At 63.8% G+C, this 14941-nt stretch carries 9 protein-coding genes; all 9 read right to left on the reverse strand.

Annotation, left to right across the window (positions count from 1 at the left end; all coding sequences use genetic code 11):
• Window positions 1-12: 12 nt before the first annotated feature.
• Window positions 13-2526 (reverse strand): outer membrane protein assembly factor BamA, encoded by a 2514-nt coding sequence (gene bamA / locus NZ993_05225; protein MCS7155190.1) that lies wholly within the window; start codon window positions 2524-2526, stop codon window positions 13-15.
• A gap of 11 nt (window positions 2527-2537) precedes the next feature.
• Window positions 2538-3359, reverse strand: coding sequence for an isoprenyl transferase (locus NZ993_05230; GenBank protein ID MCS7155191.1), 822 nt, complete (start codon window positions 3357-3359; stop codon window positions 2538-2540).
• 911 nt (window positions 3360-4270) lie between these two features.
• Window positions 4271-6748: a DNA gyrase subunit A gene (gene gyrA / locus NZ993_05235; protein ID MCS7155192.1), complete on the reverse strand. Its 2478-nt coding sequence runs from the start codon at window positions 6746-6748 to the stop codon at window positions 4271-4273.
• A 7-nt stretch (window positions 6749-6755) separates the two neighbouring features.
• Window positions 6756-8690, reverse strand: coding sequence for a DNA topoisomerase (ATP-hydrolyzing) subunit B (gene gyrB, locus NZ993_05240; protein ID MCS7155193.1), 1935 nt, complete (start codon window positions 8688-8690; stop codon window positions 6756-6758).
• Window positions 8691-8736: 46 nt separating this feature from the next.
• Window positions 8737-9816, reverse strand: a complete 1080-nt coding sequence (gene wecB / locus NZ993_05245; protein MCS7155194.1) for a UDP-N-acetylglucosamine 2-epimerase (non-hydrolyzing) — start codon at window positions 9814-9816, stop codon at window positions 8737-8739.
• Window positions 9804-11126, reverse strand: coding sequence for a glycosyltransferase family 4 protein (locus NZ993_05250; protein MCS7155195.1), 1323 nt, complete (start codon window positions 11124-11126; stop codon window positions 9804-9806). Before NZ993_05250 ends, wecB begins: the two co-directional genes overlap by 13 nt.
• Window positions 11127-11143: 17 nt before the next feature.
• Window positions 11144-13624, reverse strand: coding sequence for a YfhO family protein (locus NZ993_05255; GenBank protein MCS7155196.1), 2481 nt, complete (start codon window positions 13622-13624; stop codon window positions 11144-11146).
• A gap of 6 nt (window positions 13625-13630) precedes the next feature.
• Complete coding sequence (gatC, locus tag NZ993_05260; protein MCS7155197.1) at window positions 13631-13918, reverse strand: Asp-tRNA(Asn)/Glu-tRNA(Gln) amidotransferase subunit GatC; 288 nt, start codon at window positions 13916-13918, stop codon at window positions 13631-13633.
• Between the two features lie 18 nt (window positions 13919-13936).
• Window positions 13937-14680: a 1-acyl-sn-glycerol-3-phosphate acyltransferase gene (locus NZ993_05265; GenBank protein ID MCS7155198.1), complete on the reverse strand. Its 744-nt coding sequence runs from the start codon at window positions 14678-14680 to the stop codon at window positions 13937-13939.
• Window positions 14681-14941 lie beyond the last annotated feature (261 nt).

Consider the following 14941-nt stretch of genomic DNA (forward strand, 5'->3'; position numbering starts at 1 on the left):
ATCCCCGTTGCGCTAAAACTGCGGCCCAATGCTGAATTGGAACACCCAGCCCGGGCGAGTCACCCCCGGAATGCGGTCAAAGGCATAGCCGTAGTTCAGATCCAGCAGGCCCAGAATAGGTAAAAACAGCCGCACCCCCAAGCCGGCGGACCGATACAGCTGCGTCGGCACGTAGGAGGCGAAATCCAACCAGGTGTTGCCGGCATCCACGAATACGTACGGGAACAGGTTGAGCTGTTGGGTCTGCACCAGGGGGTAGCGCAGCTCAGCCGAGTATTTGTTGAGAATCGTCCCCCCTATGGGTCCATCTTGGGTTCGCGGCGAGATCAGCTGCGAGCCGCCTCGGTAGCCTCGCATAAAGACGATATCTTGGCCGAAGAACTGCTGGGCCTCCAAGATCGTGCCGCCGATGTAGAAACGCTCAAAGGGGCTGCGCTCCCCTTTGCGGAAGGAGCCCAGATAGCCGTAATCAAGCGCGGTGCCCAGCACCAGATTGCCAATAATGGGCACGTTCCATTTCAAACCCAGACGCCACTTGTGATACTGGATGAAACCCGGAAGCGGAGGGGCCAGGTCAACCGTGAGCGTCATCTCAGAGCCCGTTCGGGGGAAGAAGGGGTTATCGATGGAGCTTCGGCTCAACGTCTGCCGTAGGCTTACGGTCTGGTGCACCCCATTCGGAAGCCCGTAGTAGTAGGTAGAGCCCTGTAGGCGCACGTCGTAAATCTGATAGCTCAGCGCGTGGCTGAGCTGGAAGAAATCGTCTGGCCACGACAGGCGGCGGCCTAAGCTGAGCGACACCCCAGTGGTGTGGAAGTGTTCGTTGCGCTGCTGTAGCAGGCTATCTGGGGGCAAGGGCAGGCCATAGAGGTCGTAGTAATAGTAGTCATACAGCCCAAAGGTGCGGCGGTTGTGGTACAAGCTAAAACCCGCCGGCATAGGCCGACCCCGAAACCAGGGCTCAGTAAAGCTGATCGAATAGGCCTGGTAGTTGCGGCCCGCCACCTGTACGGACAGGCTGAGCTTTTGCCCGTCTCCGGAGGGCAGAGGCCGCCAGGCTTTGGCGCGCGTGATGTCCTGAATAGAGAAGTTGTTGAAGGCCAGCCGCAGGCCCAGGATCAGCCCGATGTAGCGCCCGCCATAGGATCCGGAGAGCTCCAGCTGATCGCCCCCCTTTTCCACTACGGAGTACGTCAAATCGACCGTCTTGCGCTCGGGATCCACCTGATAATCGGGCCGGATCTGCTCCGGCTCAAAGAAGCCCAGCACGGCCAGCTCGCGCACGCTACGTTGGATGGCCTCTCGGCTGAACTTATCTCCGGGCAGGGTGCGCAGCTCCCGCCGGATGACGTGCTCCTTCGTCTTCGTATTGCCCGTAATGAGCACGCGCCGGATGGTGGCGATCTCCCCCTCGTAGAGTTCAAAGATCAGATCCACCGAATCCGGCGCCACCACGCGCTCCTCAAGCTGGGCGTTGAAAAACAGATACCCGTTGTTCTGATAAAGCCCGTATACGTCCAACCCGTTGGGGTTGAACTGCAGATTCCGCTGCAGCTTTTTGGCGTTGTAACGCTCCCCGGGCTTAAAGCCCAGGACCTCGGTTAGCTGCGCGTCGGTGTAGACCGTGTTGCCACGCCACTCGATGCGGCGCACGTAGTAGCGGGGCCCCTCATAGAGGCTGAGCGCCACCACAAGACCGGCCCGGGTCGAGTCGTAGTAGACGGTATCCCGGAGTACGCGCGCATCGCGAAACCCCTGCTCGGCGTAGGCCTCGATCAGGTTGGCCAAGTCCTCCCGGAGATCCATCGGATCGAACTTGGCCCGGCCCCAGAAGCGCCACCAGGCGTCCTGTTTGGTCTTCTTTAGCCGGCGGCGCACCCAGGCGTCGGACATCGCCCGGTTGCCTTCCACGAGAATACGCTTGACCTCTACGCTTGGGCCCTTGTCCACGTCAAAGCTCAAGCGCACGTAACCCGGCTTGCCCACCACGGAGTCGGCTCGAGCCGTTACGCGAACCTGCAGATGACCTTTCTTCTCGAAGTATTCCGCAATCACACGTTGGGCGCGCCCGATCGTGCTGCGGGACACAGAGGTACCGCGTGCGAGCACAAGCCGCTTGCGCAGCTCCTCACGCTCGCCCCGCTTGACGCCGCGGATCTCGTAATCCTCCAGTCGGGGCTCCTCACGCACCGCGATCACAAGAAAAGCGCCATCGCCCACGCTGCGCTCCAGGCGCACCTGCACATCGGAAAACATCCCCAACCGATACAGCTGGCGGATGGCGTTCGAGACGGCCTCTCCGGGAATGCGAATCGTCATGCCCTTGTATAGGCCGCTAGTGCTCAGGACCAGATCCCGAGTCGTGGGGCCTGTGGCCCCTTCGACTAGGATATCCAAGATCTGGTAAGTGCGCGGCTCTTCCAGAAAAGGGTGCGCCTCCGGGGCGCCGCTTTGCTGCGCGCGTACCGTCCCCAGCGCCCCAAAAAGCATCCATAAGAGCAGGCATAGCCAGCGATGGCGACCCATGGCGCTCCTTCTTACACTACGGGCTGACCGTTGGCCAGAAAGGCGGCCACTTGCTCGCTTGTGCGGCCATAACGGCGCTCCCGGCTTTGAAAACTGCGAATGGCCTCGTACAGGTGAACTCGGCGGAAATCCGGCCACAAGCACGGGGTGACGTAAAACTCCGCGTAGGCGATCTGCCACAAGAGAAAGTTCGACACCCGAAATTCGTTGCTGGTGCGGATCACCAGGTCCGGATCCGGCATACCGGCCGTACTCAGATGTTGGGCCACAACGGCCTCCGTAATGCGCTCCGGATCTAGGTTTCCGGCCGCCACCTCTTGGGCGATGCGACGCACGGCCTCGGTGATCTCCCAGCGTCCACCATAGCTTAGAGCCAGCGTAAGCACCATACGCTCACCGGAGCGGGTGCGTTCCATGGCCTCTAGCAGCTCATCGCGGCAGGACGAGGGCAAACGCTCCAAATCCCCAACGGCGTTAAGTCGGATACGATGCTGTCGCAGCGTACGGGTCTCGCGCCTGAGGGTGCGCACCAGTAGCTCCATGAGCGCGTTTACCTCGGAGACCGGGCGGGCCCAGTTTTCGGTGGAGAAGGCGTATAGGGTCAGATACGGTATCCCCAACTCGGCGCAAGCTTCCACGACGTCGCGAACCGCGGCCACGGCCGCCCGATGCCCGGCCACGCGGGGCAGACCGCGTTTGCGCGCCCATCTGCCGTTGCCGTCCATGATGATGGCGACGTGCCGGGGAAGCGGCCCTTGCAGACGAAGCGCTTCCTGCTCGGCGCGATCTTGGGCCGAGGGCGTGCTCTGCGCATGGGGATCTTTAGCGGCCATTGCGGCTAGGCCTTATCTGGATCTGGAGGGTCTCTACATAAAAAGCACCCGTTTGGGTGCTGCAACCCACAAAGCTACCAGGCCCTGTTTCCGTTGTCAAGGAATCGAACCCGAACCAACTGAGGGCCCGGACTCCATGGCCAAGGCGGGCACTCGCATCCGAATGAGGTCCTAAGGCCCCCCGCGGGATAAAAGGGCGCTTTTGAAGTCGGTTAGCACCGTCCATTGTAGCGCCTATTCCTCTAGACCCCGCCTGCTTGCGACGGCTCTTCGGAGAGCGTCTTGCGGGAAAAAGACGGCTGTCGGTGTTTACCGTCGCGCGCACCCGGCGTTCCACGTAATAGCGAGTCGGCTGCTCGGTCCGACCGAAGAGAGCGCGCCTTTGCATATTCAAAGCTGAAGCAGAGCTCAAGCGAAATCCGGTGGTCGATTACGCACCGCAACGGCTCTTCGGCTCGCCATGGCGTAACCCCGTGCTCGATGCGCTGCATGTCGCAATCATGCGAGGCCTGCTGGGCGCTGCTCAGGCCCCAGACCTTCCGGCGCGACAGGGCAGGTTCAGTTGTGCGTGCGCATATCGAAACGCGGGCAGGTGCCGCTCGGCGGGGTTGCCCGCCTCGCCTCCGGCCGGCTCGAAGTCCACCGCGCACCGATCTTCGTGGGCAACATGGGGCGGTGCCGGACTTTCGGGTAGCGCAGCGCTTTGCGGGTTGCATTCTGCCCAGGCGCGTAGGCAGCTCGGTCTAGCACCTCCTTATCTTGCAGGACCGGGACCGTGTGGCGAAACCGGCTCGGGTGCTCCGCAAGCGAACAAGAGCAGTTCGCGGCCTGCAGCGCACCCCGAGGTCCATTCGAGGTTTGCACCGGGAGCCGACGATGGGGGATCCCCCGCTGCCCGGCCGGGTTCAGGCTCAGGTGCTTGTCTCGGCCTCTGCCTCTTCTTCGGGCACAAAAGGGGTCACGTCGGCGATTGCGTCCCCATCGGCCAGCTTAATGAGCCGCACGCCCTGGGTGTTGCGGCCCATCTCCCGGATATCGCGAATGGGCATCCGAATCACCGTGCCCTGAACGGTGATGAGCATGAGTTCGTCGGAGTCGGTGACCTCTCGGAGCGCGATCACGGGCCCGGTTTTGTCCGTAACGCGCATCGTGATCACGCCCTTGCCGCCTCTAGCCTGCACGCGGTACTCCTCCAGGGGGCTGCGTTTGCCGTATCCGCGCTCGCTTACGGTCAGCAGCGACACGCCGGAACGGCGCACGGCCACCATGCCGACCACGGCGTCATCGGGTTCCTCCAGTTCGATCCCCTTGACGCCGGCCGCCACGCGGCCCATGGGCCGCACCTCGCGTTCCGAGAACCGGATGGCCCGACCCGAGCGCGTGGCGAGCACGATCTCATGCGTGCCGTCGGTGAGCTTGGCCTCGATGAGTTCGTCCCCCGGACGGATGTCCAGGGCGATGATCCCGTCTCGACGGGGCCGGCTGTATTGCTCCAGAGGCGTCTTCTTGACCATACCCTGACGGGTGGCCATCAAGATGTAATGCCGATCGACGTAAGCGGGATCCTGCAGGGTCTTGACGGCCACGATGGCGCGGATCTGTTCCTGTTGGCCGATTTGGATCAGGTTGCGAATAGAACGGCCGCGCGAAGCCCGCCCGCCTTCGGGGATTTCGAAGACCTTGAGCCAGTAGCATCGGCCTTGATTGGTGAAGAACAACAGGTAGTGGTGCGTACTGGCTACAAACAGACGCTCCACGTAATCGTCCTCGCGCGTGCCCGCTCCGCGTACGCCCTTGCCGCCGCGCCCCTGACGCCGATAGCCCGAAAGGGCCGTGCGCTTGATAAAGCCCTGATGCGTGATCGTAACGACCACGTCCTCGTCGGCGATCATGTCCTCTACGCGGAAGTCCTCGGCCGTGTAGACGATCTCCGTGCGACGCGCATCCCCGTAGCGCTCTCGAAGCTCGCGCAGCTCCTCCTTGATCAGCTCCATGCGCAGCGGCTCCTGTTCCAGAATGGCCCGCAGCCGCTCGATGAGCTGCAGCGTTTCTTTGTACTCCTGTTCGATTTTTTGGCGTTCCAGACCGGTCAGCCGCTGCAGGCGCATCTCCAAAATGGCCCGGGCCTGCCGCTCCGAAAGCCCAAAGCGCTCCATGAGACGCTCCTGGGCTGTGGGCACATCGGGCGCGCTGCGGATGGTCTGGATGACCGCATCCAGGTGACGGAGGGCTATCTTGAGGCCCTCCAACAGGTGCGCCCGCTCCTCGGCTTCGGCCAGCTCAAAGCGGGTGCGGCGCAGCACGACCTCGTGCCGGTGCTCAACGTAGTGGGCGATCAGATCCCGGAGCGTGAGCACCTTGGGTTTGCCGCCGACCAGGGCGAGCAAGATCACCCCGAAAGTCGACTGCAGGGCCGTGTGCTTGTAGAGGTTGTTGAGCACGACCGTCGGGTCGGCCTCGCGCTTCAGTTCGAAGACGACGCGCAGCCCGTCGCGATCGGACTCATCCCGGATATCCGCTATGCCGTCGAGCTTTCGGTCCCGAACAAGCTGCGCGATCTTTTCGATAAGCTGCGCCTTGTTGACCAGATAGGGGATCTCCGTGACCACGATCGCCGCGCGCCCCCCACGCTGGGTCTCGACTTGGGCCCGAGCCCGCACGGTGATCTTGCCCTTTCCGGTTGTGTAGGCCTCTCGGACCCCGTCGTAGCCGTAGATGATGCCCCCTGTGGGAAAATCGGGCCCCTTGATGTAGCGCAACAGCTCTTCGTTGCCGATGTCCCGGTTGTCGATGTAGGCGATGATCCCGTCGACGACCTCTTGCAGGTTATGGGGGGGTATGTTCGTCGCCATGCCGACGGCGATGCCGCTGGCGCCGTTCAAAAGCAGGTTCGGAGGTAGAGCCGGGAGCACAGCGGGCTCTTGCAGAGAATCGTCGAAATTCGGGCTAAAATCGACCGTGTCCTTGGCGATATCCCGCAGCATCTCTTCGGCTAGCCGGGTAAGACGCACCTCGGTGTAGCGCATCGCCGCCGCGGCATCGCCGTCAAGGGATCCGAAATTGCCCTGCCCGTCCACTAAGGGGTAGCGCATCGAGAAGTCCTGCGCCATGCGGACCATCGTATCGTAGACGGCCGCATCCCCGTGGGGGTGGTACTTACCCAGGACCTCGCCCACCACGCGGGCGCTTTTCTTGTAGGGCCGGTTGTGTCCGAGCCCCAATTCGGACATGGCATAAAGGATGCGCCGTTGCACAGGCTTAAGCCCATCGCGCACATCCGGCAGCGCACGGGAGACGATGACGGACATCGCATAATCGATGTAGGCCGTCTTCATCTCCTCTTCGATCGAAATCGGGATGACGCGCTCGCGGCTGTTGTTGTCCAACATCGGTGGATTAGACGTCTAGATTGGCGTACTTGGCGTTTTGCTCGATAAAGCGCCGACGCGGCTCCACGGCCTCGCCCATGAGGATGGAGAAGAGGTGATCGGCCGCCGCCGCGCTTTCGATCGTAACCTGCTCCAATAGACGCCGCTCCGGATCCATGGTGGTGGCCCAGAGCTGCTCCGGGTTCATCTCGCCCAGACCCTTGTAGCGCTGCACGGTCGCCTGTTCTCGACGTTTTTCCTGCTCCAGGCGCCGCAGGAGCTCATCGCGCTCCTCATCGGTCCAGGCATACCATTCTTCCTTGCCCGCCTTGATGCGATACAGGGGGGGCAGGGCGATGTAGACGTATCCGTTTTCGATAAGCGGCCGCAGATAGCGGAAGAAAAACGTAAGCAAAAGGGTGCGGATGTGCGACCCGTCCACATCGGCATCGGTCATGAGGACGATCTTGTGATAGCGCAGGCCGCTTAGGTCGATCTCCTCTTCCGAGGTCCCGATGCCGCATCCCAACGCGATGGCGATGTTGCGGATCTCCTCGTTCTCCAAAACTTTGTCCAAGCGAGCCTTCTCCACGTTCAAGATCTTGCCGCGCAAGGGCAGGACGGCCTGGAAACGCCTATCGCGGGCCTGCTTAGCCGAACCGCCAGCCGAATCGCCCTCCACCAGGAACAGCTCGCAGTGCCGCGGATCGGAGATCGCGCAGTCGGCCAGCTTGCCCGGCAGCCCGGATCCGGAGAGCACGTTTTTGCGCTGCACCAGTTCCCGGGCCCGTCGGGCCGCTTCGCGGGCCTGAGCGGCCAACAGCACCTTCTGCAGAATGGCGCGCGCCACGCGCGGGTGCTGCTCCAAGAAATCGGCCAGCCGCTCGTTGACAAAGACCTCTACCGCGCTCTGCACCTCGGAATTGCCGAGCTTCGTCTTCGTCTGGCCCTCAAACTGCGGCTCGGCCACCTTAATGGAGATGACGGCCGTTAGGCCTTCGCGGAAATCCTCGCCCGCCAGCTCAAATTTGACGTTGCGCAGCAGCCCGTTTTTCTCGGCATAAGCCTTGAGCGTGCGCGTAAGGGCTTTGCGAAAGCCCGTAACGTGCGTGCCCCCTTCGTGCGTGTTGATGTTGTTTACGTACGAAAGCACGTTCTCCACATAGGAGTCGTTATACTGCATGGCGATCTCGATGGGCACGCCGTCCTGTTCGCCGGCCAGGTAAATGATGGGCTGATGCAGCGGGGTGCGGTTTTCATCCAAGAACCGCACAAACTCGCGGATGCCCCCCTTGTAGTGGTATTCTTCCCGTAGCGGAGGGCTTTCGCGCTCATCCAGGAGCGTGATCCGAACGGTGGGGTTCAGAAAAGCCAGCTCCCGCAGCCGCTCGGCCACGGTGTCGAAGCGAAACTGGGTGTGCTTGAAGATGAGCTTGTCCGGCAGAAACCGGACCCGCGTGCCCGTACGCCGGCTTTTGCCCGCGATCACCAGGTCCGTTACGGGACGACCGCGCTCGTAACGCTGCCGCCAAATGTGCCCGTCGCGATGCACTTCGACTTCGAGCCATTCCGAAAGAGCGTTTACGCAGGAGACTCCCACCCCGTGTAGGCCACCGGAGACCTTATAGGTCTTTTTGTCGAACTTGCCGCCCGCGTGCAGCTTGGTCATAACGACCTCCACGGCGGGTCGGCCCTCGGTGGGATGGATGTCGACGGGAATGCCGCGGCCGTTGTCCGTTACGGAACAGGAACCGTCGTCGTGCAGCACAACCTCAATGCGGTCGCAAAAGCCGGCCAGGGCCTCGTCGATGGAGTTGTCCACGACCTCGTAGATCAGGTGATGCAGGCCACGCGGGCCCACATCCCCGATGTACATGGCCGGCCGTCGGCGCACGGCCTCTAGGCCTTCCAGGATCGTAATGGATTCCGCTGTGTACTGCGATACGGCTTCGGGCGTGCTCATTCGGATCCGTCTGCTAAAGGTGTGCGCTTTTGCAAAAATACGGCCCCTATCGGGGCAAATGCGAATGCGCCCCCAGAAGCGCCGCGATGCGCTCTGCGGCTCGCCCATCCCCGTAATGCGGCCGAGGCGGGCTGGCGGGAGCCGGGGCGCGAAGCGCCGCCCAGAGGCGTTCGGGGTCCAGGTCCACCAGGTGATTCCAGCCCTCTTGGACCGTCTCCCCCCATTCCGTTTCGGCCCGCAGCGTAAGACAGGGGCGGCCCAGCCAGTAAGCCTCCTTTTGCAGCCCCCCGGAGTCGGTCAGCACCCGATGGCAACCCTCCAGAAGGCGTATCATAGCCAGATAGCCTACGGGCTCGACCGCATATACCGTTGCGGGCAGGCTGAGCCCGAAGGCGGCCAACTGCTTGCGCGCCCTCGGATGCAGCGGCCAGACCACGGGCCGATCTAGCTCCCCTAAGAGCGCAAGCAGGCGGCGGAACCGGTCTGGGTCGTCCGTGTTTTCGGCCCGGTGCACGGTGAGCAGATAGTACGAGCCGGGCTCAAAGGGCACCAGCGCCTCCGGGCGCACCCGCTCGCGGGCCCGATCCCGGTAAAAGAGCAGGGCGTCAAGCATGACGTCGCCCGTCCAGTGCACCCCGCGCGTGATGCCCTCTGTTCGCAGGTTCTCTACGGCCTGTTGGCTGGGGCAGAAGAGCAGGTCCGCAAGCCGATCGGCCACAAGCCGGTTGACCTCCTCGGGCATGCGGGGGTTGTAGCTGCGCAAACCGGCCTCCACGTGGGCCAGGGGCAGACGAAGTTTGGCCGCCACAAGCGCCCCGGCCAGGGTGGAGTTCGTATCCCCGTAGACGAGCACCCAATCCGGGCTGGGCCGAAGCGCAAGCAGAAGCGCCTCCAGGCGCATCATCATGAGCCCGGTCTGTACGGCGTGCGTGCCGGAGCCCACCTCCAGGTTTTGCGCCGGCTCGGGCAGCTCCAGCTCCTCGAAAAACACCCGGTCCATAGTAAGATCGTAGTGTTGGCCCGTGTGTACGAGGATCTCTTCGATGCCCGCCGCCTTGAGGGCGCGGCTTACCGGCGCGGCCTTGATAAACTGCGGCCGCGCCCCGACTACGGTCACGACGCGCATGAGCCTTCCTCGACGAGCTTATCGAGCAGGGCGGCCAGCTCCTGGGTGAGCGCACGGCGGCTGTAACGGCGCGCCGCCTCCGGCGTGGCCCCGGCCTGGGGTTGTCCTGCGGACCAGGCCGCATACAGCGCGCGCAGTTGCCGCTTTAAGCCCTCCACGTCGTCCCAATCGAACATCTGGCCCGCGCCGCTCTGGCGCAGGATCTGAGCCGCCTCCCCCTCCGGAGGGCCGATCCCGAGCACGGGCCGTGCGGAGGCGATGTACTCGTAGAGCTTGCCCGTGATGATCCCCTCGGCCCCAGGAACGCGGTTGATCACAAGCAGCAGGGCGTCGGCGGTCCGCATGCGCTGAAGCGCCGCCTCATGGGGCAGGTACGGGCTTATGCGCACCCGACCGCTTAGCCCGCTTCGCCGCAGGCGCTCCCGAATGGAGGCGTCCACGATGCCGACAAGTTCCACCTCCAAGCGCATATCCTCGGATGCGAGCGCCTCAAGAGCCCGCCACAACGACTCCGGGTTTCGGGCTGCATTGAGCGTGCCCACGTGCAGAAGCCGAAAGACGTCCCCAGAGTCCGGAGGCGGCGGATCGGAGGCGAAATCCGCCTCGTCGAACCCGTTGGGGATGACCACGTACGGGCGCTCGAGGCGCTCACGCAGGGCGCGCGCCATAAAGGAGCCCACCGTAACCACGGCCGAGGCCGTCTGGAGCACGCTGCGCTCCAGATATGCGTCCAGACGCCGCGTCAGGCCCGTCATGGGCAGCTCGGCGTAGTAGTCGATTCCCGTCCACGGATCCCGAAAGTCCGCCACCCAGGGGATACGGAAGCGCCGGTGCAGGGCGCGCCCGATAAGATGCACCGAATGCGGGGGGCCGGAGCTCACTAGCGCCCGGATGGGCAGCCTGCGAAGCAGCCGGACTCCGGCCCACAGGGCGAAGGGGACCCATCCGACGCGGGCGTCGGGTAGAAAGCAGTTGGCCCGGATCCAGCGGGCCAGGAATTCTCGCCAGTCTGGGGCCTTGGCGCTGGCAAACCCTACTGTGGCGGCCTCTTCGGGCTTTTTGCCCGTCCAGCGGGCGTACCAAGCAAAAGGATCCCAGGAGGCGGTGCGGTATACGCGCACGCCCGGGGGCAGATCGCGCGCCAAGGTGGGGTCTCGGCTGGGATAGGCGCCCTCGCGCACGGTGAGCACAACGGGCTCCCATCCGAACTCGGGCAGGTACTTGACGAACTTCAGCACCCGCTGCACCCCGGGGCCGCCGGCGGGGGGAAAGTAATAGGTGATCAGCAGCACTAGACGCGGCTCGCGCATACGCGACAGGGCCGGCCCTATGCGCGGCGCGGACGCCGCAGGCGCGCCCGCAACAGGAGCCCGAAAAGCAGTCCGTAGCCTACGACGGTGGCCCCGGCCGCGATCCGGACGCCCCATCGGTGGCTATCCGGATCGAAGCTCAAGCGCACCTCATGGGTGCCGGCCGGCACGTAAAGGCCCCGCAGGGCGTAGTTGGTGCGGTACAGGGGGCTCGGCTTTCCGTCGACCCAGGCCCTCCAACCGGCGGGATACCAGATCTCGCTAAGCACCAAAAAGCGCGGAGCGTCGGTCTGGACCCGAAACGCCATGCGGCGCGGCCCCCATTGGAGCACCTCCACCCGGGCCGTCGAGTTTTCGCGAATGGGCACAACGGGGCCCGGAGGGGGTGAAAGCAAAAGGGCCGTGCGGGCCGGGTTCCACGTCGTATCCAAAAGCCGACGTCGGATGTTTGGCAAATCGGCCAGCACCTCGACTTGGCCCACCAACCAAGCGCGCGGAAGCGCTAGGCTGTCCCGATACGTGATCCAGTTGCCCTCACGAAAAACCTCCCGCCAGCCCGGCACACGCGCCTCCCCGGCGAGGACGACGTAGCGGGTGTTGAGCATGCGCAGCACGGAGAGGTTCAGCGGGATCTCCGGATACGGATTCGGGGCAAAAAAGACGCTATCGATCAGGTCCTGATACAGGCGCAGCTTGGCCCCGTGGTAACCGCCCAGGGACTGGTAGCTATAGGAGGGGATGGCGTTGTTAAACGGGTTTTGCGCAAGCGAAAAGCCGCGTACGAGCTCCGGATCTCGGGCGATGAAGCGATCGGTCTCGCTTACGGGTATGGCCTGGGCCAGGTCGCGCCCTCGGGGGACGAGCCGATCCTCTCGAAAGTGCCGCCGGCCCACGCTGCCCAAGTCAAAAGCCACCAAAACGGCCAGCCCCGCCCAGGTGGCCGGAAGCCCAAGCAGCCGTCGCTCAGCCGCCCAGAGCAACATCAGGCCGATGCCGGCTAGCAGCAACAGGCGCTGCACGTCGGCTGTGTATTTTGCGCGCCGCTCGGCCACCTGGCGGGCGTGTTCGGCCTCCACAAAGGCGACCAGCTGCGGATCGCTTGTGGGACGGCCCGTCTGCCGCGCAAGCTCCTCCAACAACGTGCGCGCCTCTTGAGGGCGTTCGAAGGCGAACCACGCATCCCGAAAAGCCCACAGCAACAGGCCGAAAGCGAAGATCGCGGCGCCCACGTACAGAAACGGCCGTATGGCCCGCGGTTGAGGGCCCATCCCCCAGCCCGCAAATCCGGCCAGCAGCGCCGTGCTCAGGGCCGTGATCACGAGCCACATCTCAGGGGTGCGCCACTTGTTGAAGAACGGCAGATACGCGAAGGCCGGCTCGTTGAGCAGAGGAAAGTGCTTGCCCAGGGAAAAACCCACGGCCAGCAGCCCGGCTGCGGCAGCGGCGTAAACGGCGCGCCGCATGGCGGGATCCGGCAGCCGGCGGACGGTAACCAGGGAGCCGATCGCAAGCAAAATCACGAGCACGCCCAGGTAGTGCGGGCCCTCGGTGAAGGGCTTATCCCCCCAATACGTGTGCCCGCCTTCGCCAAAGGCGGCCGGGACCAGGAGCGTAAGCAGCTCGCCCCAGCTTTGCGACCAAGCCATGGCGTAGTCTCGCCTTAGCCCGCCGGATGCCCCTTCGGCCCCGCCACGGATGGAATACGGGTTGTATTCAAAAATGGCCCAGTAGGGCTGCAGAACCATGAGGGCGGCAAGCGCGGTCCCGGCTAAAAGCAGGCCGGTCGCCGCCCCAAACGGCCGCCACCGGCCCTCCCTTAAAGCCCCGTATGCCTCGAAAGCCCACCAAAGAGCCAAAAACACCGCCCCATAGTAGGTCACCTGTGGATGGCCGGCTCGGACCTCCAGGGCCAAGATCACGGCCCAAAGGGCCATCCCGAGCAGGTCGGGCCGCAGCATGAGCCGACGGAAGGCCCACAACAGCCAGGGCAGAAAGGCGAAAGCGATGAACTTTGAGTTGTGCCCGACGATTTGGATGATGGGAAAGTACGTCGTCAGCCCGTAGGCCATCGCCCCCAGCGCGGCCGCAAGCGCGGGGACCCGAAAGCCGCGCAACAGCACGTACATGCCCCCCAGCAGCAGCAGCACATGCTCCAGGGGCCAGGTCCAGCGCCGTAGCCAGCCCAACAGGGTATCGAATTGGGGCACTAAGGGGGGGTAATTGATCAGATAGCCGGGCATGCCGGCAAAAAGATTCGGGTTCCAAAGCGGCTCCTCGCCCGTCGCGTCCCGATAGGCGATCATGGCTTGCGCCGAGGCGCGCCACTGGAGGGTGTCGCTGCCCAAGGGTTGCAGCCCTTGGACGATCACGGGGGCATAAAAAATCAACGCGGCAAGGAGCATGATCCCCACAGCCCACAGCTCCTGCTGCGGAAGATCCCACTCACCCCATATGGAGGTGGAGGGCTTGCGGGTGCGCGCCGAAGCGGTGCGGGCCACGGAACGTTATTCGATCACCTTGGGAACGCGGAAATACTCGGAATCCGCCGCCGGGGCGTTCAGCAGCGCCTCTTCGCGGCGGAAGCGGCGGATTACACGATCCGGGCGCGCGACGTTTTCCAGGTCCCAGACGTGACGCAGAGGCTCAACGGCGGAGGTATCCAGCTCGTTGAGCTTTTCTACGTAGGCCAAGATCCGGTTTAGCTCCCCCAGGAGACGGCGTTTTTCTTCTTCGGTAAAGAGCAAGCGCGCCAGATCGGCGATGTACTCCACGTCCCGGATGCTAACAGCCATAGCTTTAGGGGAACGAGCTTAATCTTGCCGTGTAAGCCGGGCCTCCATGAAGAATCGGAGGCGGCTCATGAGCGCCTCCGTTTGGGCGCGTTCGAACCCCTCTGGATGCACCGGAGGGCCTATATGCACTTCGACCGAGCCAGGCGCTACAGGCCAGCTTCGAGCCGGCCAAACGCGGTGCGCGCCTCGGATGGCGATCGGCACCAAAGGTACTCCGGCCTCGGCGGCGATGGCAAACGCCCCTCGCTTAAACGGGAGCAGGCGGCCATCGGGGCTGCGCGTCCCCTCCGGAAAAATCACGGCCGAAAGCCCCCGGCGGATCCGCTCCCCGGCCAGGCGCAGGCTCTCCAGGGCCTCTTTGCGTCCGGATCGGTCGATCACGATATGAGGGGAATGACGCAAGAAGAACCCGAAGATCGGCACGCGCAAAAGCTCCTTCTTGTACAAGAACGCAAACGGCACCGGAATCGCGACCATGAGCACGGGGATGTCCAGGGCGCTTGTGTGGTTGACGGCAAACACCACGGGACCCGACGGAAGCGGCCCTTCGGCGTGCAGGCGCAGCCGCACCCCGACGCTCCAGAGCACAATCCGCCCCCAGAGACGCTGAAGCCGGTGGTAGACGCGCCCAGAGGGATCCCAGGTTCGAAAGGAAAGCGACGCGATAGGGGAGATGAGCAGATAGCTTAGCCCGGAGCAGAGGGCCATCCACGCCAGCCTGACCCACCGACGCCAAGACTTAAATCCTCCGAGGCGCTTCATAGGCCGACTCCGATCGGACCCGCCTTTGGGGGCTAGGCGGCATCGTCTCATCCCAGGGCGCGTTTAAGCACAGAAGGCGCCCGATGTGCTTCTGCTTGAACCACAGGCCCTGCTCGCGCCGCAAAACAAGATACACCCCCGCCTGCTCTTGCGCTAGCCTTGGGCCGGCTAGCTGGCGTTTTCGAGCCGGGATTTCGGATTTTTGACCCCGCAGGCAAGGAGGAAAACGCCATGCGCAGGCTCTGGATCGCGCTCTTCTGG

The sequence above is a fragment of the Bacteroidota bacterium genome, from assembly GCA_025059945.1.
Taxonomy (GTDB): domain Bacteria; phylum Bacteroidota; class Rhodothermia; order JANXDC01; family JANXDC01; genus JANXDC01.